Source organism: Zhengella mangrovi (genome assembly GCF_002727065.1).
Taxonomy (GTDB): Bacteria; Pseudomonadota; Alphaproteobacteria; order Rhizobiales; family Rhizobiaceae; genus Zhengella; species Zhengella mangrovi.
Map to the genome: position 1 here is coordinate 57,942 of NZ_PDVP01000013.1, position 23,227 is coordinate 81,168.

The 23,227-nt window shown below is 64.2% G+C and carries 24 protein-coding genes; all 24 read left to right on the forward strand.

The genetic code is table 11. From position 1 onward, the window contains the following. The first annotated feature begins 1 nt into the window (after position 1). The 24 genes from CSC94_RS17745 to fliR all read left to right on the forward strand — a co-directional run bounded on the left by CSC94_RS17745 (position 2) and on the right by fliR (position 23,135). A complete protein-coding gene (locus CSC94_RS17745; protein WP_099307717.1) occupies positions 2–265 on the forward strand; it encodes an STAS domain-containing protein in 264 nt (87 codons plus the stop codon). Between the two features lies 1 nt (position 266). Continuing rightward, positions 267–632, forward strand: coding sequence for a response regulator (locus tag CSC94_RS17750; protein ID WP_099307718.1), 366 nt, complete (start codon positions 267–269; stop codon positions 630–632). Positions 633–653: 21 nt separating this feature from the next. Beyond that, positions 654–2,909 carry a chemotaxis protein CheA gene (locus CSC94_RS17755; protein ID WP_099307719.1) on the forward strand — a complete coding sequence of 752 codons (2,256 nt, stop codon included), beginning with the start codon at positions 654–656 and terminating at the stop codon, positions 2,907–2,909. Continuing rightward, on the forward strand, positions 2,906–3,370 hold the full coding sequence (locus CSC94_RS17760) for a chemotaxis protein CheW (RefSeq protein ID WP_099307720.1): 465 nt from the start codon (positions 2,906–2,908) through the stop codon (positions 3,368–3,370). Before CSC94_RS17755 ends, CSC94_RS17760 begins: the two co-directional genes overlap by 4 nt. A gap of 5 nt (positions 3,371–3,375) precedes the next feature. Next, complete coding sequence (locus tag CSC94_RS17765; RefSeq protein WP_099307721.1) at positions 3,376–4,251, forward strand: CheR family methyltransferase; 876 nt, start codon at positions 3,376–3,378, stop codon at positions 4,249–4,251. After that, a complete protein-coding gene (locus tag CSC94_RS17770) occupies positions 4,248–5,312 on the forward strand; it encodes a protein-glutamate methylesterase/protein-glutamine glutaminase (protein WP_099307722.1) in 1,065 nt (354 codons plus the stop codon). The genes CSC94_RS17765 and CSC94_RS17770 overlap by 4 nt, the downstream gene beginning before the upstream one ends. After that, positions 5,309–5,695 carry a response regulator gene (locus CSC94_RS17775; protein ID WP_099307723.1) on the forward strand — a complete coding sequence of 129 codons (387 nt, stop codon included), beginning with the start codon at positions 5,309–5,311 and terminating at the stop codon, positions 5,693–5,695. The genes CSC94_RS17770 and CSC94_RS17775 overlap by 4 nt, the downstream gene beginning before the upstream one ends. Then, positions 5,695–6,231, forward strand: coding sequence for a chemotaxis protein CheD (locus CSC94_RS17780; protein WP_099307724.1), 537 nt, complete (start codon positions 5,695–5,697; stop codon positions 6,229–6,231). The genes CSC94_RS17775 and CSC94_RS17780 overlap by 1 nt, the downstream gene beginning before the upstream one ends. A 10-nt stretch (positions 6,232–6,241) precedes the next feature. Next, positions 6,242–6,592 (forward strand): hypothetical protein, encoded by a 351-nt coding sequence (locus tag CSC94_RS17785; RefSeq protein ID WP_133122921.1) that lies wholly within the window; start codon positions 6,242–6,244, stop codon positions 6,590–6,592. A 345-nt stretch (positions 6,593–6,937) separates the two neighbouring features. After that, a complete protein-coding gene (locus CSC94_RS17790; protein ID WP_099307783.1) occupies positions 6,938–8,830 on the forward strand; it encodes a methyl-accepting chemotaxis protein in 1,893 nt (630 codons plus the stop codon). 44 nt (positions 8,831–8,874) lie between these two features. Then, positions 8,875–9,453, forward strand: a complete 579-nt coding sequence (locus tag CSC94_RS17795) for a hypothetical protein (RefSeq protein ID WP_205853349.1) — start codon at positions 8,875–8,877, stop codon at positions 9,451–9,453. Between the two features lie 95 nt (positions 9,454–9,548). After that, positions 9,549–9,887 (forward strand): hypothetical protein, encoded by a 339-nt coding sequence (locus CSC94_RS17800; RefSeq protein WP_099307726.1) that lies wholly within the window; start codon positions 9,549–9,551, stop codon positions 9,885–9,887. 3 nt (positions 9,888–9,890) lie between these two features. Further along, positions 9,891–11,567 (forward strand): methyl-accepting chemotaxis protein, encoded by a 1,677-nt coding sequence (locus CSC94_RS17805; protein ID WP_099307727.1) that lies wholly within the window; start codon positions 9,891–9,893, stop codon positions 11,565–11,567. Between the two features lie 495 nt (positions 11,568–12,062). Then, positions 12,063–12,794, forward strand: coding sequence for a response regulator transcription factor (locus tag CSC94_RS17810; RefSeq protein ID WP_099307728.1), 732 nt, complete (start codon positions 12,063–12,065; stop codon positions 12,792–12,794). A gap of 121 nt (positions 12,795–12,915) precedes the next feature. Continuing rightward, the gene (locus tag CSC94_RS17815; RefSeq protein WP_099307729.1) at positions 12,916–14,187 is read left to right on the forward strand and encodes a flagellar hook protein FlgE; all 1,272 of its coding nucleotides are present in this window, start codon (positions 12,916–12,918) and stop codon (positions 14,185–14,187) included. 50 nt (positions 14,188–14,237) lie between these two features. Further along, a complete protein-coding gene (gene flgK / locus CSC94_RS17820) occupies positions 14,238–15,701 on the forward strand; it encodes a flagellar hook-associated protein FlgK (protein ID WP_099307730.1) in 1,464 nt (487 codons plus the stop codon). Positions 15,702–15,704: 3 nt separating this feature from the next. After that, positions 15,705–16,742: a flagellar hook-associated family protein gene (locus tag CSC94_RS17825; RefSeq protein ID WP_099307731.1), complete on the forward strand. Its 1,038-nt coding sequence runs from the start codon at positions 15,705–15,707 to the stop codon at positions 16,740–16,742. Between the two features lie 140 nt (positions 16,743–16,882). Then, positions 16,883–17,230 carry a flagellar biosynthesis regulator FlaF gene (gene flaF / locus CSC94_RS17830; protein ID WP_099307732.1) on the forward strand — a complete coding sequence of 116 codons (348 nt, stop codon included), beginning with the start codon at positions 16,883–16,885 and terminating at the stop codon, positions 17,228–17,230. Next, positions 17,227–17,685, forward strand: a complete 459-nt coding sequence (gene flbT, locus CSC94_RS17835) for a flagellar biosynthesis repressor FlbT (RefSeq protein ID WP_099307733.1) — start codon at positions 17,227–17,229, stop codon at positions 17,683–17,685. The genes flaF and flbT overlap by 4 nt, the downstream gene beginning before the upstream one ends. After that, a complete protein-coding gene (gene flgD / locus CSC94_RS17840; protein WP_099307734.1) occupies positions 17,682–18,086 on the forward strand; it encodes a flagellar hook assembly protein FlgD in 405 nt (134 codons plus the stop codon). Before flbT ends, flgD begins: the two co-directional genes overlap by 4 nt. Beyond that, on the forward strand, positions 18,083–18,349 hold the full coding sequence (locus CSC94_RS17845) for a flagellar biosynthetic protein FliQ (RefSeq protein WP_099307735.1): 267 nt from the start codon (positions 18,083–18,085) through the stop codon (positions 18,347–18,349). The genes flgD and CSC94_RS17845 overlap by 4 nt, the downstream gene beginning before the upstream one ends. A gap of 556 nt (positions 18,350–18,905) precedes the next feature. Then, positions 18,906–19,178, forward strand: coding sequence for a hypothetical protein (locus tag CSC94_RS17850; RefSeq protein WP_099307736.1), 273 nt, complete (start codon positions 18,906–18,908; stop codon positions 19,176–19,178). A gap of 1,123 nt (positions 19,179–20,301) precedes the next feature. Continuing rightward, positions 20,302–22,386, forward strand: a complete 2,085-nt coding sequence (gene flhA / locus CSC94_RS17860) for a flagellar biosynthesis protein FlhA (protein WP_099307738.1) — start codon at positions 20,302–20,304, stop codon at positions 22,384–22,386. After that, complete coding sequence (fliR, locus tag CSC94_RS17865; protein WP_099307739.1) at positions 22,383–23,135, forward strand: flagellar biosynthetic protein FliR; 753 nt, start codon at positions 22,383–22,385, stop codon at positions 23,133–23,135. Before flhA ends, fliR begins: the two co-directional genes overlap by 4 nt. The last annotated feature ends 92 nt before the right edge of the window (positions 23,136–23,227 follow it).

The window sequence follows — 23,227 nt, forward strand, 5'->3', positions numbered from 1 at the left end:
CATGAAGCTGAAGGAAGACCTCGCCGGACCACAGTCCGCCGCTCTCTTCGACGCATTTCGCGAAGCGCGGGGCAAGCCCCTGGTCGTGGATGCCTCGGCGGTGCGCAAGGTGGACACGCCGGGCCTGGAAATCTGCCTTTCCGCCGCCAGGACCTGGCGCTCGGACGGAAAGGCGCTTCGCTACGAGAACATTCCCGATGTTCTCGACTCGGCAATCCAGACAATTGGCCTGACGTCCGACGACTTCCAGGCAGAGGGAGACTGATATGAGCAAGAAGATTCTCGCGGTCGACGATTCCCGCACCATGCGCCTGATGATCGAGGACTGCCTCGCCATGGCCGGTTACGACGTGGTGCTGGCCGTCGATGGTCAGGACGGGCTGGACAAGCTCGACGGCAACATGCCGGACGTCATCATTACCGACATCAACATGCCGGTCATGGATGGTTTCGCCTTCATCGAGGCCGTGCGCAAGGGCGGTACGGCCAGCCGTGTGCCGATCCTCGTGCTGACCACCGAGTCGAGCCCCGAGAAGAAGCAGCGGGCACGCGCCAGCGGTGCCACCGGCTGGATCGTAAAGCCTTTCATGCCTGAAAAGCTGATCGCGGCCATTGAGCGCGTAGCCCATTAGACGAGTGTGGACGGCCTGGTGATGAATACAGATCGGATCAAGGAAACATTCTTCCTCGAATGCGCCGAGCAGATGGCGGAGATCGAGGAATCACTGATGTCGCTGCACGAGGACCCGGCCCAGCCGGAGTGCATCAACGCCGTGTTTCGCGCGGTTCATTCCGTCAAGGGAGGAGCGGGCGCCTTTGGCTTCAACGATCTTGTTCACTTCGCCCATGTCGTTGAAAACGGCCTCGACGTGCTGCGCAACGGTGCCAACCCGGGCGCCGATCCGCGCCTCGACCTGATCGCGCGGGCGACCGACATCCTGTCGGACGCCATTTCCGCGACCCGCGACGGAACCGCGTTTCCCGAGACGGCGGCCATCGTCGGCGAGATTACCACGGCCTTCGCGCTCGGCGATCCCGACGCGGAGGAAGAGGACATCGCCTTCGACGCTGTCCCGATCGCCATCGAGGCGCTCGAGATCGCGGCCCCGCAGGAGCAGGTCTACCTCATCACGCTCAGGCCGCAGATGTCGTTCTACGTCCGCGGCGACGACATGCTCAAGCTGATCCGCAGCCTCGCCGAACTCGGCCGCATCCAGGTCGATTGCGACCAGTCCGCGCTGCCCGATCTCGACGGATTCGACCCGGACAAGGCCTATCTCACCTGGAGCATCCGCCTGGAAACCGCAGCTCCGCGCGAGGAAGTTGACAGCGTTTTCGAATGGCTGGACGAGGATTGCCAGTTTTCCATCGACGTCGAGGGCGCCGGGTCCGGCGATGACTTCGATCTCGACGCCCTGCTGGCCGGCCTGGATTCGACCGGCGACGTGGCCGCCCCGGACGCTCCGTTCGGCCTGGACCTGCCGGCGCTCGAGCCTCTCGAAGCGACCGGCGCCGTCGAGGAACGCAACATTCTCACGCCGCCGGCGCTGGCCGGATCGGACGCCGACCTGGTGCCCCTCGACAGTCCGGCCCCGGCGCCGGCCGTCGTGGAGACCGAGGCGCGTGACCGCAAGGAGCCGCGCGGCGCCGTGCCTGCGCAGGCCGCCGCTGCCCAGGGCACCACGGCCAAGGCGACCGCGACGATCCGCGTTGAGTCGGAAAAGGTCGACCGGCTGATCAACCTGATGGGGGAAGCGGTCATCAGCCAGGCCATGCTGGCCGAGCGCATCGCCGAGAACATCGAGACCGCCAACGGCTCCACGTCCTACCAGGTGCTGGACGAGATGCAGGGCCTGATGCGCGAGATCCAGGAAAGCGTCATGTCCATCCGGGCGCAGCCGGTCAAGCCGGTCTTCATGCGCCTGGCCCGCGTCATCCGCGAAGCCTGCACCGCCACCGGCAAGCAGGCCCGCCTTGTCCTGGAAGGCGAGGGCACCGAGGTCGACACCACCGTCATCGAGAACCTCAACGACCCGCTCACCCACCTGATCCGCAATGCCATCGACCATGGACTGGAATCGCCGGAGAAGCGGCGGGAACTGGGCAAGCCGGAAGAAGGCACGATCAAGGTCTCCGCCTTTCACATGTCCGGCCGCATCGTCGTCACCATCGATGACGACGGCGCCGGCATCAACCGCAAGCGCGTCCTGGAGAAGGCCGTCGAAAAGGGCATCGTCGATGCCGGCGCGGAACTGGCCGACAGCGAGATCGACAACCTCGTCTTCGCCCCCGGTTTCTCCACCGCGCAGACGGTTTCCGACCTTTCGGGCCGCGGCGTCGGCATGGATGTCGTACGCCAGTCGATCCAGAAGCTCGGCGGCCGGGTATCGATCATCTCCGCCCCGGGCAAGGGAACCCAGATCCGCCTCAGCCTTCCGCTCACGCTGGCCATCCTCGACGGCATGATCGTGCGCGCCGCCGACGAGGTCTTCATCGTCCCGATCACCAGTGTCATCGAGACCATCAGCGTCAAGAAGGGCGACATCAACATCATCGGCGGCAAGTACGTCGCCCGCCGCCGCGACACGCTGGTGCCGGTCATCAACGTGGCCGAGCGGCTGGGTTTCCGCGGCGCCCAGAAGGACATGGACAGCGGCACGCTGCTGGTCGTCGAGGCGCAGGACGGCTCCGTGGTCGCCCTTCTCATCGACGAGATCGAAGGCCAGCAGCAGATCGTCATCAAGAGCCTGGAGCAGAATTTCGGCTCGGTTCGCCATGTGTCCGCGGCCACCATCCTGGGCACCGGCCGCATCGCCCTCATTCTCGATATCGACGAGATCGCCAGCACGAAGCATGCCGAGGCGAGATCGCACCTGCAAAATGGCCATGTCGAAAGGATGTCAGCATGACCGACACTCAATCCACCCACGAGAACCAGGAATTCATCGCGTTCATCGTGCGCAACCAGGAATTCTGCATCGACATAAAGAAGATCCGCGAGATCCGCGGCTGGACCCATGCCACGCGCCTGCCGCATGTCCCGGGCTATGTCGTCGGCGTGATCAATCTGCGCGGCACCATCCTGCCGATCTTCGACGTGGCCCAGCGCTTCGGGATGGAACCGTCGACCTCGGGCGGCCAGAACGTCATCATCGTCACCCAGATCGGTGCCCGCACCGTCGGCCTGCTGGTCGATTCCGTCTCCGACATCCTTCACGTCGACAGCGCGCAGATCCGCGATCTCCCCGATGTCGAATCCGACATGGCACGGGATTTCCTCAAGCGCGTCATCCTGCATGACAACCGCATCATCTGCGAGATCATGCTCGAGAAGGTCGTCGACACCGATCAGCTGGAAGCGGCGGCCTGACGCGCATGGAAGCACTCCTCCGGACAACGGCTGAGGGACTGCCGCTCGACACGGTGCTGAGCGACAAGGCCTTTCGTACCGTGCAGGCGCTCGTCCACGAGCGGATCGGCATCAACCTCACCGATGCCAAGCGCGACCTCGTCCGGACACGGCTCATCAAGCGCCTTCGCGTTCTCCAGTGCAGCGGCTTCGACGAGTACCTGGACTACGTGGCCGATCCGGCGAATGCCGGCGAGTTGCAGCAGCTGATGATGGCCATCACCACGAACGTGACGGACTTCAACCGCGAGCCGCATCATTTCCGACATTTCCGCGACCATGTCGTGCCGGTCCTGCGCCAGCGCGTGGCGGAACGCCAGCCGGTCAGGATCTGGTCGGCGGGCTGCTCGGACGGGCGCGAGCCCTACACGCTCGGTGCCGTGATCCTGGATGCCATTCCCGATGCCGCGCGGCGTGACATCCGCATCCTCGCCACCGATATCGATGCCAACATGCTGGACCGTGGCCGCAGCGGCCGCTACAGCGCCGAGAACGCCGGCAAGCTGCCGCAGGAACTCGCCAGCCGCTGGTTCGAGCGCACCGCCGATGGCGTCGAGGCCGGCCAGGACCTCAGGACCCTCGTCGCGTTCCGCGAGCTCAACCTGATCGGCGAATGGCCGATGCGCCGCCCGTTCGAGGCGATCTTCTGCCGCAACGTCCTGATCTATTTTGCCCGGGACCTCCAGGCCAAGCTGCTGCAGCGCTTTTCCGAGCGCCTGAAGCCCGGCGCCCATCTCTACATCGGTCATTCGGAACGGATGCACGGTCCGGCCGCGTCGAGGTTCGAGCAGACCGATATCACGACCTACCGCTTCTTGCCGTCAACGGGGAGTGTTCAATGACCAGAGTTCTGATCGTCGACGATTCGGCGATGATGCGCCACCTGCTGACGGCCATTCTCGACGCCGATCCGGCCATCGAGGTCATCGGGACGGCCGGCGATCCATACGAGGCGCGGGCCCTGATCAAGGAGCTCAACCCGGACGTGATCACGCTCGACCTCGAGATGCCGAACATGAACGGCATCGATTTCCTGCACAAGATCATGCAGTTGCGGCCCATGCCGGTGGTGGTGATCTCCAGCCACGTGGAGCAGTCCGCCGCGGTTGCCCGCGAGGTGATGGAGGCGGGCGCCTATGCCTGCCTGCCCAAGCCGAAGCTGGATGACGAGAGCAGCCTGCTGGCCATGCGCCGCGTCGTCCGCCAGGCCGAGCTGGTCCTTCCGGGCCGCGGCGCCGCCGACGGCGCATTGGCGCCCCGCACCGAGAGCCGGCGGATGCCGGAAACACAGCCGCTGCGCACATCGGCCGGCCAGCCCGACATGATTGCCATCGGCGCCTCGACCGGCGGCATCGAGGCGATCTCGGAAATCCTCTCGACCTTTTCGGCCAACTGCCCGCCGACGGTCATCGTGCAGCATCTTCCGGCGGGCTTTTCCCGCAACCTGGCCGAGCGGCTCAACCGTCTCGTCCAGCCGACGGTCAAGGAAGCAGCCGACGGAGAGGCGCTGGCGCCCGGCACCGTCTACATCGCCCCGGGCGGCGAGCGCCATCTCGTCGTCGCCGGGGCGTCGCCGAAATGCAAGCTGCTGGCCGGCGACGCCGTGACCGGCCACCGCCCGTCGATCGACGTCCTGTTCGGTTCGCTGGCCCAGATGAAGGGCATTTCGGTCTCCGCCGCCCTGCTGACCGGGATGGGCGCCGACGGCGCCCGCGGCCTGCTCCAGATCCTGCGCAATGGCGGGCGCACCATTTCCCAGGACGAGGCGACCAGCCTGATCTACGGAATGCCGAGAGCCGCGGCAGAACTCGGGGCGGCCTCGGAAATACTCCCCATCAACCGGATCGCCGATGCGCTGTTGGCGACCCGCAAGAACACAGAAAATGAAGGAATGGGCCAATGAGCCTCAAGGACATCGTTCATATCATGGTCGTGGATGACCACATCACCAGCCGGATGATGACGGTCGAATCGCTGCAGGAGATGGGGGTCAAGAACATTCAGATCGCCAAGGATGGCCGCGATGCTTTCACCAAGCTCTCGACGCAGCCGGTGCATCTGGTCATTTCCGACGTGTTCATGCCGGATGTCGATGGCTTGGCGCTCCTCAAGGCCGTTCGCGCCCATCCGAAGCTGTCCAAGCTCGGCTTCATTCTCCTGACAGGCAAGCGCGACTACGAGGTCATCACCAAGGCCCAGGCGCTGGGCGCCAACAACGTTCTGGCCAAGCCGATCGACAAGGCCGGCCTGCGGCGCGCCATCGAGGGGGTCATCGGGAGACTGTGATGACCTTGACCATGAACCGCATCATCATCGCGCAGGGCGAGCACGCCTTCAGCGACGATCCCGGCGTCGTCTTCGGCGCCATCCTGGGGTCATGCGTGGCGACATGCGTCTATGATCGCGCGCTCAATTGCGGGGCCATGAATCACATTCTCCTGCCGGGCGGACAGGCATCCGCGGAGCATGACGCGGAGCGGCGCTACGGGGCCTATCTCATGGAGATCATGCTCAACGACATGTATAAGCGCGGATCGCGCAAGCGGGACCTCGTCTTCAAGGTCTTCGGCGGCGCGAGCCTGTTCGGGGCGACCCGCGGGCCGGGCGAGAAGAATGTCGCGTTCGTTCGCCAGTTCCTCGAGGCCGAGGGCTTTGCCATCGCCTCCGAGAGCCTGGCCGGAACCAAGGGTCGCCGGGTCGAGTTCACGCCGACCACGGGCAAGGCGATGATGAAGTTCCTGCAGGGCAGCGAAACCATTCAGCCGGTCGAAAGGCCGCTTCCCAGACAGCCTGTTTGCGCGGGCGAGGTCGATCTTTTCTAAGGGGCAATCGATGTCGGTGTCAGATCACGAAATGTTTTTCTTCGACGGTGGCGACGAGGCCGCTGAAACGGCGTGGCGCGACGAGGCTCCGGTCCGCGTCTCCTCCCGCCAGGTTCTCGGCGGCGCCGTCGACGAGCTGCTCGACGTCGCCAGGGCGCTGGACAACAGCGATCACTGGCCGGTCGAGGCGCTCTCCACCGATCATCTCGATTTCATCCAGTCGCTGGACCTGATCAGCCAGAAACTGCGCGAGATTGCGCGCATCATGGGCACCTACCAGGAAAAGACGACGGACAGTTTCGACATGGAACTTCACAGCGGCCTGGAGTCGCTCCAGCGCAGGATCGCCGGCGGCCGCTAGGCCGGGCGCCGCAGGCCGGTCCGCCCCGCGTTCGACGCGGCCTGTGCCGGTTCGGGATCCCACCCGCCGCCGCTGGCGGGGATTCAGCCCCTTTTTTGGCTTCTTTTTCCTGTGCGTGGCTTCGCTGCGCGCAGTTTTACGTATTTGTCTAAAAAACGATGCATCGGAAATATTCCTATTGGAAACAAGCTTTTACAAGATCTTGCAACGTGACATTAGGCGGCAATTAACGAATGCCGCCGAAGACTGCATGCTCGTTGCACGGATCATGATCGATCCGTTTGGAATTCGGCATTTCACGGCCGCCACGAATGACACGTGGACATCGCTTCCAACGGAAAGATCATGGGAACCTGGTTTAGCAAGCTCAAGCTGTCGGCGAAACTTGCCGGCGTCATCATCGGTGTGAGCCTGGTCGGCCTTCTCACCTATTCCGCTGCGTCCTGGTACATGCAGGAACGGGCCGCGATCGGCCATGCCGTCCGCACCTGGTCCCAGGCAACCGACCAGTTCGCCACGCTCGCCGCCGGTGCGGTGAAGTGGGGCCAGGGCGATGCCGTCGCCGAGACCTACAAGCATTACCGCGATGATCCGAGCCTCGCGCTTGTCGGCTTCTCTGCCGTCAACGGAAGCGGCGAGACCGTCAACGACTGGTTCGATGACGCCAGCGTTCCCGCCGATGCGCGAACGGCCGTGGCCGGAGCTGCGTCGGCCGACCCGGAAACGACAGACTCTGTCACGGATGTCGGCAGCGGCCTGCTGGCGATCACGACGGCCCTGCCCAAGGACAAGGCAGGCAAGAGCATCGGCACGGTGACCACGGTCTGGAGCACGGCCGCCATCGTGGCCGAGGCCCGCAACAGCGCGCTGGTGCTGCTGGGGTCCCAGGCCCTGATCATGAGCCTCGTGGTGATCGTCTTCCTGTTCGCCCAACGCCGGCTGATGAGCCAGCCGCTGCGGAAGCTGAGCGACCGGATCGTTGCCCTGCGTGAGGGCGACACCACCAGCGCCGTGCCTTACCAGGCCAACAACGACGAGATCGGCGTGGTCGCCCGCGCGCTCGAGATGTTCCGGACCGAGACGATCGAGAAGCAGGTCCAGGAAAAGTCGGCCGCGCAGGAGCGCGAGGCGATCAACCTGGAGCGCAACCGCAACGCCGAGGAGGCTGCGGACAAGGCCCGCATGCAGGCGGACGTCGTGTCCCGGCTGGCCAATGCGCTCGAGCGTCTGGCCGGCGGAGACTTCTCGGCCCGGGTCGATGACCTCGGACCGGAATTCGAGAAGGTGGCAAGCGATTTCAACCGCATGGTCGGCGCCGTCGCAGCCGTTCTCGACGAGATCAAGGTGACGGCGGGAAGCATCGAAACCGGCTCGCAGCAGCTGCTGCAGTCGGCCGAACAGCTCTCCGACCGGACCGCGCGCCAGGCGGCGTCGCTCGAGGAGACCGCTGCCTCCCTGGAGGAGATCACCGCCACCGTGCGGCGTTCGTCTGAAAGCGCCTCCGAGGCCGGCCATCTGGTCGGCAACACGAAGGAGGAAGCCCGCAAGTCCGTCGCCAAGATGCAGGATGCCATCGGCGCGATGGACCGGATCGAGGCCTCGTCCTCGCAGATCGGGCGCATCATCGGTGTCATCGACGAGATCGCGTTCCAGACCAACCTCCTGGCGCTCAATGCCGGTGTCGAGGCGGCCCGTGCCGGGGAAGCCGGCAAGGGCTTCGCCGTCGTCGCCCAGGAAGTGCGCGAACTGGCGCAGCGTTCCGCCGAGGCCGCCAAGGAGATCAAGCAGCTGATCGCCACCTCCGTCGAGGAAGTCGAAACCGGCGCCGCGCTGGTCAACCAGACCGGTAGCGTCCTGACGGAGATCGAGCAGCAGATCGGGATGATCTTCGAGAGCATCCAGGGGATCATGCAGTCCTACGGCGAACAGTCTGCCAGCCTGTCGGAAATCAACACGGCCGTGTCCTACATGGACCAGGTGACGCAACAGAACGCCGCCATGGCGGAAGAAACGAACGCGGCCAGCCACGACCTGGTGTCCCAGGGCGACATCCTGAAGAAGGCCGTGGCCCGGTTTGTCACCGGAACCGCCTCGGCCGGTGCTTCCGCGCGTGTCGCCCGGCCGGCGCCGCAGGCCGTCAGGCCGCAAGTCGCGGCAAAGGCAGCCGCACCGTCTTCCGTCCCGGTCCGGGCCAGCGTCGGCAATGCCGCGCTCGCGGAAGACTGGGAAGAGTTCTGATCCTGACAAACAACTTCGCGCTTTCGTTCCAGAGGAGACCCAGCATGCGGAAAGCCCTTTTTACCACGGCCCTGTTGGCCGGTCTTGCATCGCTCAACACGGCCGCCCAGGCCGAGGAAGCCTACGTCGCGCCGATCAAGGCCTTCATCCAGGAAAACGTTCAGCCCTGGCTGAGTGATCCGGTCGTCATCTCTGCCGTCAAGGAGCAGAACGCGGCCCACGCCAGCCTGACGCAATCCGACATCGATGCGATGGACAAGGATTGGCGCGCCGGTGTCGACGGCGGTGACCACAAGCTGATCAACGAGGTCCTCGGCAACAAGGTCTCCCAGTTCCTGAAGCAGAAGCAGAAGGACTCCGCCGGGATGATCACCGAGATCATCCTCATGGACGACAAGGGACTGAACGTCGGCCAGAACGACCTGACCTCGGACTACTGGCAGGGCGACGAGGCGAAGTTCCAGAAGTCCTATGGCGCCGGCGCCGGCGCGGTCTTCGTCGATGCCCCTGAAAAGGACGAGTCGACGCAGATGCTGCAGTCGCAGGCGTCGCTGACGATCGTCGACGAGAGCGGCAAGCCCATCGGCGCGATCACCATCGGTGTGAATCTGTCAGAGATCTGACAGCCGCGGGGAGGGGGCGGCACCGCGTGGTTCCGTCCCCTTTCTGACCCCGGACGAAGCCGTGCATGACGGCTTTGGTCCGCAGGAAATATCCAATGTCGGTTCAGGACCCAGCCTCCAGCGCAACACCGCGACGATCGACTGTCCGGCAATGGCTGCTGGCCGCCAACGTGGCCGCGGCGCTCTTCGTGATCCTCGCCATCGCCATCGTTCCGACAGGATCGCGCCTGGTCGTCGTGGGATCACCCTTTTCGCCGCCCGGTGCCCTGATGGGCGTGGTCTCGCAGGCCGGGGGCGCCCTCGTCGACGGCGGCGCCGTCGACTGGATCGTCATCGCCGAAGGCAGCTCCGCCGACTTCGCGCAACGTCTTTTTGAATCCGGCGCATTGCTCGTCCTGGACGGGCGCCTCGCCTCTGCATGCATGGGGATTTGAACAATGGATGGACTGACCGCCATTCGCAGGAACGCCTCCAATTTTTCCATCGGGCTGCTCTGGCTGAACGTGGGCCTGGTCGCCGCGCGCATGGCCTGGGGCACCGACGCGAGCCTTGCCGTGCTTGCCATCGGGGCTCTGGCGCTCGCCGGATCGGCAACCGCCCTCTGGAGCATCGACCGGACCGGAAAGCAGACCGGAACGGCGATCGGGGCCGCCCAGGCCGGGCTGATTGCCCTGCTTGTCTATGCCTTCACCGGGTCTTCGCTGCAGATCGACATCCACATGTACTTCTTTGCCGTCCTGGCGGCACTGGCCTTCTGGGTGGACTGGCGGCCGCTGGTGGCGTTCACCGCCGTCACGGCGCTGCATCATACGGTTCTGTATGTCCTGCTGCCGCACGCCGTCTTTCCGGGCCAGTCGGATTTCACCCGGGTCATTTTGCACGCGATCATCCTGTTGACGGAGGCCGTCACCCTGCTCCAGATGACCCGCATCATGCGGCGCGCGCTGGGCGATGCGGCAACCGCGCTCGATGAATCGGATGCGGCCCGCCAGGATGCCCTGCAGAGCAACCGGCGCGCCGAGGAATCCCGGGAAACGGCCGATGCCGAACGCCAGGCGCGCGAACGGGCCCGGGAGCAGGAGGCTGCCACGGTTGCCGCAGTCGTCAACCAGCTGGCCGGCAAGCTCAATGCCATGGCCAGCGGCGACCTGACGGTCACGATCGACGATGCCTTCCCGGGCGATCTCGAACGCCTGCGGATCGATTTCAACACCGCTGTCAGCAAGCTGCACGAAGCCATGGGGCATATCCACGAGAACGCGTCGACGATCTGGAACGTTTCCGGCGAGATCCGCTCCGCCGCCGACGACCTGTCGCGCCGGACCGAACAGCAGGCCGCCGCCGTCGAGCAGACCGCAGCCGCGGTCGAGGAAGTGACTGCATCGGTGCGTGAATCCGCCGGCCGCGCCGAAGGGGCTGGCGTGCTCATGGCGCGGACACGGACGACGGCGGAAACCTCCGGCGAAGTGGTGCGCGAAGCCATCGCGGCGATGCAGGAGATCGAGGCGTCGTCGCGCCAGATCGGCAACATCATCGGCATGATCGACGACATCGCCTTCCAGACGAACCTTCTGGCGCTCAACGCCGGCGTCGAGGCCGCGCGGGCCGGCGAGGCAGGCAAGGGCTTTGCCGTCGTCGCGCAGGAGGTCCGGGAACTGGCGCAGCGCTCCGCGGAAGCCGCGAAGGAGATCAAGACGCTGATCGAGACCTCGGCGCAGCAGGTCAGGAGCGGGTCGGAACTCGTGAACCGCACCGGCCAGACGCTGCAGACGATTGTCGGCCAGGTGCAGGAAGTCAACGCCGACGTCTCCGCCATCGTCGAAGCGGTCAAGGAACAGTCGACAACCCTGCAGGAGATCAACGCCGCCGTGAACGAGGTGGATCGCGGCACGCAGCAGAACGCGGCCATGGTCGAGCAATCCACCGCGGCAAGTCACAGCCTGGCCAACGAGGCAACGACACTTTCGGGCCTTCTGTCTCAGTTCAAGCTGGCCGGTCTCGCCCCACTCTCCAGGTCAAAGCCGGCGGAACGGCCCACCCGCAAGGAGACCGCGAGGGTCTACCCGGTCCAGGGCAATGCAGCCGTCAAGGCGGACGACTGGGAAGAGTTCTGATCCCTGGAAAGATGCCGTTGCCGCGGCCCTGACGCTGCGTCGGGGCCCGTCAGCCTCGCGCAAGCAGCCGGCGCTACAACCTCCGCCGACGGGCCAGCCCGCACGTCGACATTTCGGCGCGGATCCAGGACGGGGTCCGTCCGGTCCTCGGGCCGGATACAGGGCTGCAGAAGACACGGACGTCGTGGTCGTGTCGCCGGAGCGGATGGTGAAACACGGGCGCCCTGGGCAGGGCGGCGCCGGCAGGAAACGCATGGCCGTTCGACGCCTGAATCGAGCGCTGCGGCAAGTGTCGCCGAACCTTGGGAAAACAGCCCCAAAAAGCCTCTCCGTCAGAATATTTTGCATGACTCAAACAGCAAGTTCACGAGTCATTGCAGTCGGTTAAGTGCTTCCTTGAAAAATGAAGTGCGAAATCTTGTAATTGCCACTGAGAATCCCGCCGCGTTAGCCCTGTTAACCAGAATCAATTAATGATTCGAGGGGATTAGGCACATGATCGTTGTCGTGGATGATCGCGAGATCGTTGTGGACAGTTATAGGTCCATGCTGGGTCGCGAGGGGTTTCCGGTTGCCGGTTTTTCACCGGACGAGTTCATCGAGTGGATGGAAACGGCCGGGGAATCCGACTTCGATTCGATCATCGCCTGCCTGGTCGGGGATGTTCCGGACGACGTGCCTTTGCCGCAGGCCGGCCAGGGCGCAAACCGGATCGCCCGCATCGCCCTGATCGAGCGGCAGAACCTCGCCCGTACGCTCGAACTGTTCGACGCCGGTTTCGATGACGTTGTTCGCAAGCCGGTTCACGTTCGTGAAATCCTGGCGCGCATCTCGGTCATCCGCAAACGCCACGCGCCGGAAGTCGTCCAGGAAGGCACCGAACGCCTCAAGGTCTTCTTCGATGGCCGCGATCCCGAGATCGACGGCGAGGTCTTCCCGCTGCCGCGGCGTGAACGGCGCATCCTTGAATTCCTCGCTTCCGCCGAGGGCCGGCGCGTCAGCCGGGCGCAGATCTTCAACGCGACCTACGGTGTCTTCGATGACAGCATCGAGGAATGCGTGGTCGAGAGCCATATCTCGAAGCTGCGCCGCAAGCTGCGCGGTGCGCTCGGCTACGATCCGATCGATTCAAGGCGCTACCTCGGATACCGGCTGGTGGTGGAATCTGAGGGCGGCGAGGCGCCGCCCGCCGAGAAGGGGCGTTCACGTGAATTGTCCATGGCCTGAGCGCCCTGCCGTCGGAAGCGTCGCCCGCCCCCGGGCTGTCGCGGCAGCGGCGGAATTGGGCAGACGAGCCTGGCGCAAGCCTGGCTGCATAGAATCGCGCGTATGAACGCGGAGGTGCGAAATGAGCATTTATGGCATGATGCAGACCAGCATATCCGGGATGCAGGCACAATCGAACCGCCTGTCCTCGGTTGCTGACAACATTGCGAATTCCGATACCTACGGGTACCGGCGCAGCAACGTGCTCTTCTCCACGCTGGTTGCCGGCGGCGGTGCAGGCAGCGGCGGCACCGGCACCTATACGTCCGGCAGTGTTCTCAGCCATACCGTCCGGATGGCCAACCAGCAGGGCGCGCTGGAATACACCTCCTCGGCCACCGACCTCGCCATTTCCGGTGGCGGCTACTTCATGGTCCAGGATGCCGGCGGCCAGGTCTTCCTGACCCGCGCCGGCTCCTTCCTGCCCGATGAGCAGGGGCGGCTGGTCAACCAGAGCGGCTACTATCTGCTCGGATACCCGGCCGACGGGGCCGGCGATCCGTCCGCCAACGGCATTTCCGATCTGGAGATCGTCACGCTGGATACCTTCCAGCTGAGCGCGGTGCCGACGACCTCGGGATACCTGCGTGGCAACCTGCCCGCCGGGGCGGATATCGTCACCGGCAACACGCCGTCCTCCAACGCTGCCGACGCGACCTTCACCAACAAGATCTCGATGGTGACCTACGACAACCTTGGCGGCGAGGTGGTCCTGGATGTCTATTACACCAAGACGGCCGACAACACCTGGGAGGTCACGGTCTACGACGCGGCCGATGCCGACCCGACCAGCGGCGGCTTCCCCTATTCCTCGGCCGCGCTCTCGACCGACACCATGAGCTTCGATCCGACGACCGGCCAGCTCGATCCCGCTTCGGCGACGTCGCTGTCGATGACCATTCCCAACGGCGCCACCTTCGACCTCGACATTTCCGACTTCACCCAGCTCGAGGCCGAGTTCGGCATTTCCGATGCCAACACCGATGGCCGTCCCCCCTCGACGATCAGCAGCGTGCAGGTGTCCGAGGACGGCTTTCTCTATGGCCAGTACGAGGACGGCTCGTTCCGTGACCTTTACCGGATTCCGCTGGGATCGGTCGCCAATCCGTCCGCGCTTCGCGCGGTCACCGGCACCGTGTTTTCGCAGACGCCGGATTCGGGCGACATCATGCTGGATTTCCCGCAGCAGGGCGGGGCCGGCACGATCGTGTCATCCGCCGTCGAGCATTCGAACGTCGATATCGCCGAGGAACTGACCAAGATGATCCAGGCCCAGCGCGGGTTCACGGCCAATTCCAAGGTCTTTCAGACGGGGTCCGATCTGATGGACGTCGTTGTCAATCTGAAGAGGTGATCGCGGGTCGCCGCATGACGGGCGGCGGCCGCGAGTGGAGGCAGTAGGGTATGTCACTATCAGCAGTGCTCTACACGGCCCAGAATTCGCTGTTCAACCTGTCCAGCCGGGCGGGCGTGACCGCGCGCAACATCCAGAATGCCTCCGATCCGACCTATGCGCGCCGCGCCGCGGTGCTCGAAACCTCCGAGAACGGCGCCTCGATCGTCACCATCGACCGTGCCGCAAACGCGCGCGTTGCCGCATCGTCGCGCGATGCCCTGTCCCAGGCGTCGGCGCAGGACCGGATCAGCGAGACCGTCAAGGAACTCGCCCTTGCCCTGAACGGCAGCGATGGCTCCCTGTCGCCGTCCTCGCTGCTGTCCGGGCTCCACGACGCGCTCCAGATCTACAGTTCGAACCCGAGCGACACGCTGCAGGCCAATGCCGTGGTCGAATCCGCCCGCACGCTGGCGACTTCGATCAGGGGTGCCGCCAACGAGATTCACGCGCTGCGCGCCCGGATGGATGGCGATATCGCGGCCGCAGCCGAGGACCTGCGCACGCTTCTCGACGATTTCCACGACGTCAACACGGGCATCGTCAAGGCGAACCTGCGCGGAACCGACGCCAACGACCTGCTGGATCGCCGCGACAAGCTGCTCGGCCAGATCGCCGAGATCGTGCCGGTCACGGTGACCGAGCGTGACAACGGCGACGTCATGCTGACCACGGCCAATGGCGCCATGCTCTTCGAGACCACGCCTCGGTCGATCAGCTTCACGCCCAAGGTCGCCTATGGCCCGGGCGAGGTCGGCAACGTGTTCCGTATTGACGGCGTGCCGGTCAATCCCGGCGCCGGCGCGGACTCCTCGTCCACCGGAAGCATCGCCGCCATGCTTCAGTTGCGCGACGAATTCGCACCGAAGGCCGAAACGCAGATCGACGAGATCGCCCGCGGCCTCGTGGCGACCTTCGCGGAAACGGACCAGACCGGCGGCGGCCAGCCGCCCCTGGCCGGGCTGTTCTCCTGGTCCGGCGGTCCCGCGATTCCGCCCGCCGGCGTCCTGGTTCCGGGCCTTGCCGCGTCGCTGTCCGTGAACGCGCTCTACGATCCCCAGGCCGGCGGCAATGCGGCCTTCCTGCGTGATGGCGGCGCCAATGGCGCGGCCTACGTCGCCAACACCGGGGGCGGGTCGGCCTTTTCCGACCGCATCATCGCGATGACCGACGCCATGTCCGTGCCGGGGGCCTACGATGCGGCGGCCGGCCTCGACACCAATGCCAGTATCCTCGACTTCGCCAACGGAGCCCACGCCTGGCTGGAATCCTACCGGGCCGATTCCGGCGCCGCGTCGGAAACCAAGACCGCCCTTCATGCCGCCCTCAACGACAAGCTGGTCGCTGAAACGGGCGTGAACATCGACGACGAAATGGCGTCCCTGGTGGAGATCGAGCGCTCTTACGAGGCAACAAGCCGGATCATCTCCACGGTCGACAGCATGCTGGCGGCGCTCCTCGAGGCGGCGAGGTAAGCCATGAAAATCCAGTCCGTCTCCACCCTCTCCATGGCAACGGCGCTCCGGATGTCAATCCGGGCGACGCAGGCCGCCATGGTCACGGCCCAGCAGGAAACCGTGACCGGCCAGAAGGCCGATCCGGCCCGCGAACTCGGAACCCGCAACGGCTTTCGCCTGTCGCTGCAGCGCGAGTCCGAGCGGCTCGATTCGATCCTGACGACCAACGAGCTTGCCCGCACCCGCATGACCGCGGCGCAGACCGCGATGTCGCAGTTCTCCGACATGACCGGCAATGCCATGCAGGTATTCAATGCCGCGCTCAGCGGCACCGGGTCGGCCGACATGCTGCTGGATACGGCCAAAACCGCGCTTCAGGACCTCACCAACGTCATGAACACCGCGGTCAACGGCGAATACATCTTTGCCGGCGTGAATGCCGACGCCAGGCCGCTGGCCGATTTCGAGGGCAGCGCCTGGCAGGCCGACCTCGACGCCGCCTTCCAGAGCCATTTCGGCTTTGCCAAGGACGATCCCGGTGCCGCGTCGCTGACCGCCGCCGACATGCAGGATTTCGTCGACAACGTGGCGCGTCCGCTGTTCGAGACCTCGGGCTGGCCCGGCCTTTCCGTGGCCAGCGACGATGGCATCCGCTCCCGCATATCGCAGAACCAGACTGCCGTGACGTCCGTCTCGGCCAACGAGGCCGGCTTCAAGGATGCCTTCTTCGCGCTGACCATGGCGTCGAACTTCGTCAACTCCGGCATTTCCGGCGCCGCGCGCCACGAACTGATCCGCCAGACGGGCGAGGGGCTCGGCAATTCCGCGACCAACGTGACGCTCGTCCAGGGCCGGCTCGGCCTTGTCGAGAACCAGGTCTCCGACGCCAGCGAGCGCATGACGCTGCAGAAGAACTACATGTCCGATCTCGCCACCGAAATGGGGTCGGTTGACCCCTACGAGGCAGCAACCCGCATGACCAACCTGCTCAACCAGCTGGAAACGGCCTACACGCTGACCCAGCGCGTTCAGTCCCTGTCACTGACCCGGTATCTGTAGAAAGGGAGTAACCTTGATCCATATCGCCCCCCCTTTCGAGTCCCGGTACCCCGCCAGCATGAGGCTGGCCGGACATCCCGAATGTTGGAACGGTCCCGCGGCGGCCCGCTCCATGCCCTCAGCCATTCAGGAGGGCTGACGTGTATATTCACAAGTACGAAGAAATTCAGACCGATGACCTTGAGGAGGCCCGCGCGCGTGAACGCGAGGCCTTCGACCAGTCGATCGACATGCTGCAGGCAGCCAAGGCTGCAGGCGCAAAGTCGATCGAAGCCATCCACGCGCTTCACTTCACGGCGAAGGTCTGGATGGCGCTGATGACCGATCTGGCCGACCCGGAAAACGCACTTCCCAAGGAAGTGCGGGCCAGCCTTCTCAGTATCGGCATCTGGATGCTGCGCACGGTCGACGAGATCAGACAGGAAAGGTCGGAAAACTTCGATGGCCTGATCGACATTTCAAAAATCATTCGGGACGGAATACGATGAAAAGCACGTTCAAGATTTCGCTGAAAGCGAACGAAAAGATCTACATCAATGGCGCGGTTCTGCGTGTTGACCGCAAGACCGCCATCGAGATCCTCAACGATGTGAACTTTCTCCTGGAAAACCACATCCTCCAGGCATCCGATGCGACGACGCCGCTCAAGCAGCTCTATTTCATCGTCCAGATCATGCTGATGGCGCCGAACGAAACCGACCCGGCCATGGTGGTCTACAAGAACCAGATGCCCGGCCTGCTGGCAGCCTTCGAGAACGAGCATATCCTGTCCGAGCTGAAGGATATCGACCGGATGGTTCATCAGAAGATGTACTTCGAGGCCATGCGGTCCACCCGCGCGCTGTTCCCGCTCGAAGCCCAGATCCTGGCCAGCGCTCCGTCCACCGAAATGCCCATGGCCGAGAGCGAATTCATGGGCGCCAACAGGATGGCCATGCGATGACACCGGTATCAGCGACAACCGCGGCGGCCACGCCGTCCGCGCCTGCCAGCCAGGCCAGCACGAGCAACATGCTCAACTACGACACCTTCCTGCAGATCCTGGTGACGGAAATGCAGAACCAGGATCCGACGGAGCCCATGGATGCGAGCCAGTATGTCTCGCAGCTCGCCAGCTTCTCCAACGTCGAGCAGAACATCCAGACCAACAACAAGCTGGATATCCTCCTCGCCGCCTCGGTCGTCTCGCAGGCCGGCAGCGTGATCGGTCACACGATCACCAGCGCCGATGGCAATGTCACCGGTGTGGTATCCGAAGTCCGCATCGGCTCGTCCGGCCTGATTGCCATCCTCGAGGATGGCACCGAAGTGCCCGTGACGGTTGGAACGGTCATCAGCGAATGAATGCGACCGACGCCCTCGACCTGGTCCAGTTCTCCATCTGGACGGTGATCGTGGTGGCCGCCCCGGCGGTCCTCCCGGCCATGGTCGCCGGCGTCGTCATCGCGTTGCTGCAGGCCTTGACCCAGGTCCAGGAGGTCACGCTGACCTTCGTGCCGAAGATCATGATCGTCTTCTTTTCCACAACGCTCGCCGCCGGGTTCGTCGGCAGCAAGCTGCTGATCCTGACCAACGTGCTCTACGGGCGGATCGCCTCGGGGTTCTAGAGCAATTCCAGCGAAAGTGGACGCCGGTTTCGCGTCCGGAATTGCGCCGGGAAAACTGAATTCCAGCGAAAGTGGACGCCGGTTTCGCGTCCGGAATTGCGCCAGGGAAAACTCAATTCCAGCGAAAGTGGACGCCGGTTTCGCGTCCGGAACTGCGCCAGGGAGAACTCAATTCCAGCGAAAGTGGACGCCGGTTTCGCGTCCGGAATTGCGCCGGGAAAACACAATTCCAGTGAAAGTGGACGCCGGTTTCGCGTCCGGAATTGCACCGGGAAAACTCAATTCCCGCGAAGTGGATACCGGTTTCGCGTCCGGAATTGCGTCGGGAAAACTGAATTCCAGCGAAAGTGAACGCCGGGTTCCGGTCTGTGATCTTGTCGAAATCAGTATCGTCCAGAATTTTATTAAAATTAGCCTATAATAGATAGTTTAACTACTAATTTAAGTAAGTAGTGATATACGGCGAAAGATCATGTACTGGCAGCCCGCACCGGGTGCATGACCGCGCCGGAAGGACGGCATGTCGTTGAGCCGCCAACACGAAATACTGGAAAGCATGTTGGATACGCTTCTCAACCAGCTCGATCATGGCGACCGGATGCTGATCGCCGCGATCGAGGACGATGATGTGTCGGAGATCAACGAGATCGACCGGCGGCTCGGCTCGACCTGGCAATCCATCCTGGCCTATGCCCCTCGCGATGACCACGACAAGCGCCGCTTGTTCGTGTACCTGATCGACTACATGCTCCAAGCCACCGGTTCGGGCGAAGGCCACATGCGCGACATTCGCGACAAGCTCGTCGCGCTCTTCGACACGAACGGCTAAGGTCCGCGCCGCGCCGCAGACCTGGCGAATGGCCCCCGCTTTGATCCGGCCCGGTCCGCAGGGATGCTGCGAAGCTGCAGACAGTCCGTTCTCACCGGGAAATTGCCGGCCGGTTGCCTGCTCAGGCAGACCTTGTATCGGCCTTCCCTTGCCGGCAGGGCGCCGCTGACCACGAGCAGGAAACTGCCGGACGCACCCGCCGCGATCCGCGCTGGAAAGCCGATGAGCCGCATTCGGCTGGACGCCGGGTCCGGGGAGACCGTCAACGCAACCTGCACATCCTCTTTTCCGGGATTGCGGATATGCAGGCGGAAACCCGCCTCCGGTCCGAGATGGATGGCCATGTCATTGACCGCGAAGAAATCCCGATGGTCGGCGGCTGGCACGTGGCCGGAAAATGACAGTCCCGCAGCCTGCGCCGCGCCGGCACCGCTGACCGCAAGAAAGCAGGCTGCAAGACCGGCGATGCGCTGAAGCGGCCGGGAAGGAGGCGGCGGCGTCCGTCTTGCGAAGGAACGGCCGCGGGGGCGGGCGAAAAAGGGCATGGAGTCCGGTCGGGCGCGGTCGCGACGCATGGGATGCAGCGATGGCGCGGCAATGCGTGCGGGGAGATCGGGAAAACATGCCGGGACACGGCGCTGCGAGCCGGTTTCATACACGTTGCCCGGGGCAAGCTCGCAGGCATAGTGAACACCAGCCGGGTTGACGGGTCGTTGAGAAATTGTTCGGGATTTGAACGATGGCCAGCGCGGCCTTCGCGAAAAAAAAGAGGCGGCAGCCGGGACATAAAGTGGCAGGGATATGGCCCGGCTGTCCGCCCACTAGGTTGATCGGATCAACCTGTAAGTTAATGCTGTCAAAGGAGAACCGTGGCCGCGACCGGGCGACCCGCAAGCGGGCAGCAATCAAGATTCGAGGTCGGGCGGTTCAGGACATCCGGTGCATACCGGGCCGCGAAGTTGCATCATGCAAGGTCCGGGAAGGACTGTTCGCTTGGCTTCTGGGTAGCCTGTCAGCTCTTAATTTCACGTTAAGCCGGAATTTACAGATCGAGGCTTCCTGCCGTGATTTTCGCACAAGCTAGAGCGTCTAACCTGCGGGGCAATTGTTGCCATCGAAGAGAATGCCAGTGTCCGCCCCTGCCGTCTCAGCCCTGCCTGGCCGTCCGACCGATATCGCGCTCGCCGCCGGTATCGTCTTCATCCTGTCCATCCTCTTCCTGCCGGTCCCGACCTTCCTGATCGACCTCGGCCTGGCGGTCTCGCTGGCCCTCTCGGTCCTGATCCTCATGGTGTCGCTGTGGATCGCGCGCCCGCTCGATTTCTCGGCCTTTCCGACCGTGCTGCTGATCGCGACCATGCTGCGCCTGGCGCTCAACATCTCCACCACCCGTCTGATCCTGTCGCAGGGCCACGAGGGCGTGAACGCGGCCGGTTACGTCATCAGCGGCTTCGCCCAGTTCGTCATGGGGGGCGACTTCCTCATCGGCGTCGTCGTCTTCCTGATCCTCGTGATCGTCAACTTCGTCGTCATCACGAAGGGCTCGACCCGCATCGCGGAAGTCGGTGCGCGCTTCACGCTCGATGCCATCCCCGGCAAGCAGATGTCGATCGACGCCGATCTCTCCGCCGGCATCATCAACGAGAAGGAAGCGCAGGACCGGCGCAAGGAACTGGAAGAGGAAAGCGCCTTCTTCGGCTCGATGGACGGCGCGTCGAAATTCGTCCGTGGCGATGCCATCGCCGGCCTCATCATCACCGCCATCAATGTCTTCGGCGGCATCATCATCGGTTACGCGCGTCACGGCATGTCGCTCAACGAGGCCGGCGACGTGTTCATCAAGCTGTCGGTCGGCGACGGCCTTGTCTCGCAGATCCCCGCGCTCATCGTGTCGCTGGCCGCCGGCATGCTGGTCTCGAAAGGCGGCACCCGCGGGTCCGCCGACGTCGCCCTGTTCGCGCAGCTGGGCAACTATCCGCGTGCGCTCTTCGTGGCCGCCGCCCTGATGCTGCTCCTGGCGATCCTGCCGGGCTTGCCCCTGTTCCCATTCCTGACGCTGTCTGCCGGCTTCGGCCTGATCGGTTACACGGTCAGCCGCCAGCATTTCCGGCAGGTGCAGTCGCGGGAGCGCGAACGCGAACAGGCCGATCGCGCCAAGGCGGCGGTGGAAGAAAACTCCATGAAGTCGTCGCTGAAGACGTCGGAAGTCGAGGTTGCCTTCGGCAAGCAGATCGCGACCGCCTTCCTGGCCTCGCAGGAAGAACTCGCCTTCCGCATGACCAAGATGCGCAAGAAATTCGCCACCCAGTACGGCTTCGTCATTCCCGAGGTGAAGATTTCCGAGGACCTGGCACTGCCGCAGAAGGCCTACCAGATCCGGATCCACGGCACGGCATTCTCCATGCACGAACTGCGCCTCGGCGAGGTTTTGGCGCTGACCGGCAACAAGCCCTTGCCCGACATTCCCGGCGAGCCGGTCAAGGAGCCGGCCTTCGGCATGCCGGCCCTGTCGGTGCCGCAGAATTTCGCTGCCGATCTCAAGCGGATGGGGATCCCGACGGTCGACAACCTCTCGGTTCTGCTGACCCACTTGAGCGAGGTTATCCGCAACAACCTGCCGCAGCTCCTTTCCTACAAGGATACCAAGCGGCTCATCGCCCAGCTCGATCCGGAATACCGCAAGCTCGCCGACGAACTGTGCTCCACGCATATCTCCTATCCCGGCCTTCAGGCGGTGCTCAAACTGCTGCTGGCCGACCGGGTCTCCATCCGCAATCTTCCGCTCATCATCGAGGCGATCGCCGAGGTGGCGCCCCACGTCCGGCGCACCGAGAAGCTGGTCGAGCATGTGCGCATGCGCATGGCGCAGCAGATCTGCGGCGACCTCGCCGAGAACGGCGTACTCAACGTGCTGCGTCTCGGCGGACGCTGGGACCTCGTTTTCCAGGAAAGCGTGAAGCGCGACGCGAATGGCGAGGTGCGGGAGTTCGACATGGATCCGCGACAGCTCGAATCCTTCGGGCGCGAGGCGGCGGCCGCCATCAACAAGCTGCTCGACCAGTCCAAGCAGTTCGCCGTGCTCACCTCGCCGGAAGCGCGGCCCTACGTCCGCATGATCCTCGAGCGCCTCTTCCCGGCCCTGGCCGTTCTCTCCCATGTGGAGATCGCCCGGGGCGTCGAGGTCAACGTGATCGGCTCGGTTGGATGAACGCGCTCCTGCCGGTCCTGTTCATGCCGGCCGTGCTGGTCTTCTGCCGGATCGGCGGCTGCCTCATGGTATTGCCGGGCTTCTCCTCCATCCGCGTCCCGGTACGCGTCCGCCTCTTTACCGCCATCGCGCTCAGCGTGGCGCTGGCGCCGCTGGTCTGGTCCAGCCTGCCGCAGGTATCCGTCAGCGCGCCGGCGCCCTTCTATCTCTTCATCCTCACCGAAACGCTGATCGGCGCCTTCCTCGGCCTGCTCGTGCGGGTCCTGTTCTCAGCCCTCGAGTTCATGGCATCCGCCGCGGCCATGTCGATGGGCTTCGGCAACATGATGGGAACCCCGGTCACCGAGGCCGAACCGCAGGCAGCGTTCAGCGCCTTTCTCGGCATGGCCGCCGTGGTCCTGTTCTTTCTCGTCAATGCGCACCACGCGGTCCTCGCGGGCCTGATCCGTTCCTATGACATCATCCCTCCGGCCGGTGTCCTGGATCCGCAGCAGCTTCTTGCGCGGCTGGGTCAGCGGTTGAACGACGCTTTCCTGCTGGTCCTGCGTCTCGGCAGTCCGTTCATCGCCTACGGGATCCTGATCAACCTGATCATCGGCCTCCTAAACAAGCTGACGCCGCAGATCCCGGTCTATTTCATCTCGCTGCCCTTCGTGCTCGCCGGTGGCCTGCTCATCGCCTATTTCGTTTTCCCGTCCATGCTGAGCCTGTTCATTACGGCCGTGCCGGACAAGGGATTTTTCCACTAGGCAGGTCCGGCGAACGTGCATGCCGGTTCACGCCCGGAGTTGCGAAAGTCTCGAAGATGGAACCGGGCAGGTTCGGCGAATCGCGGAAATGA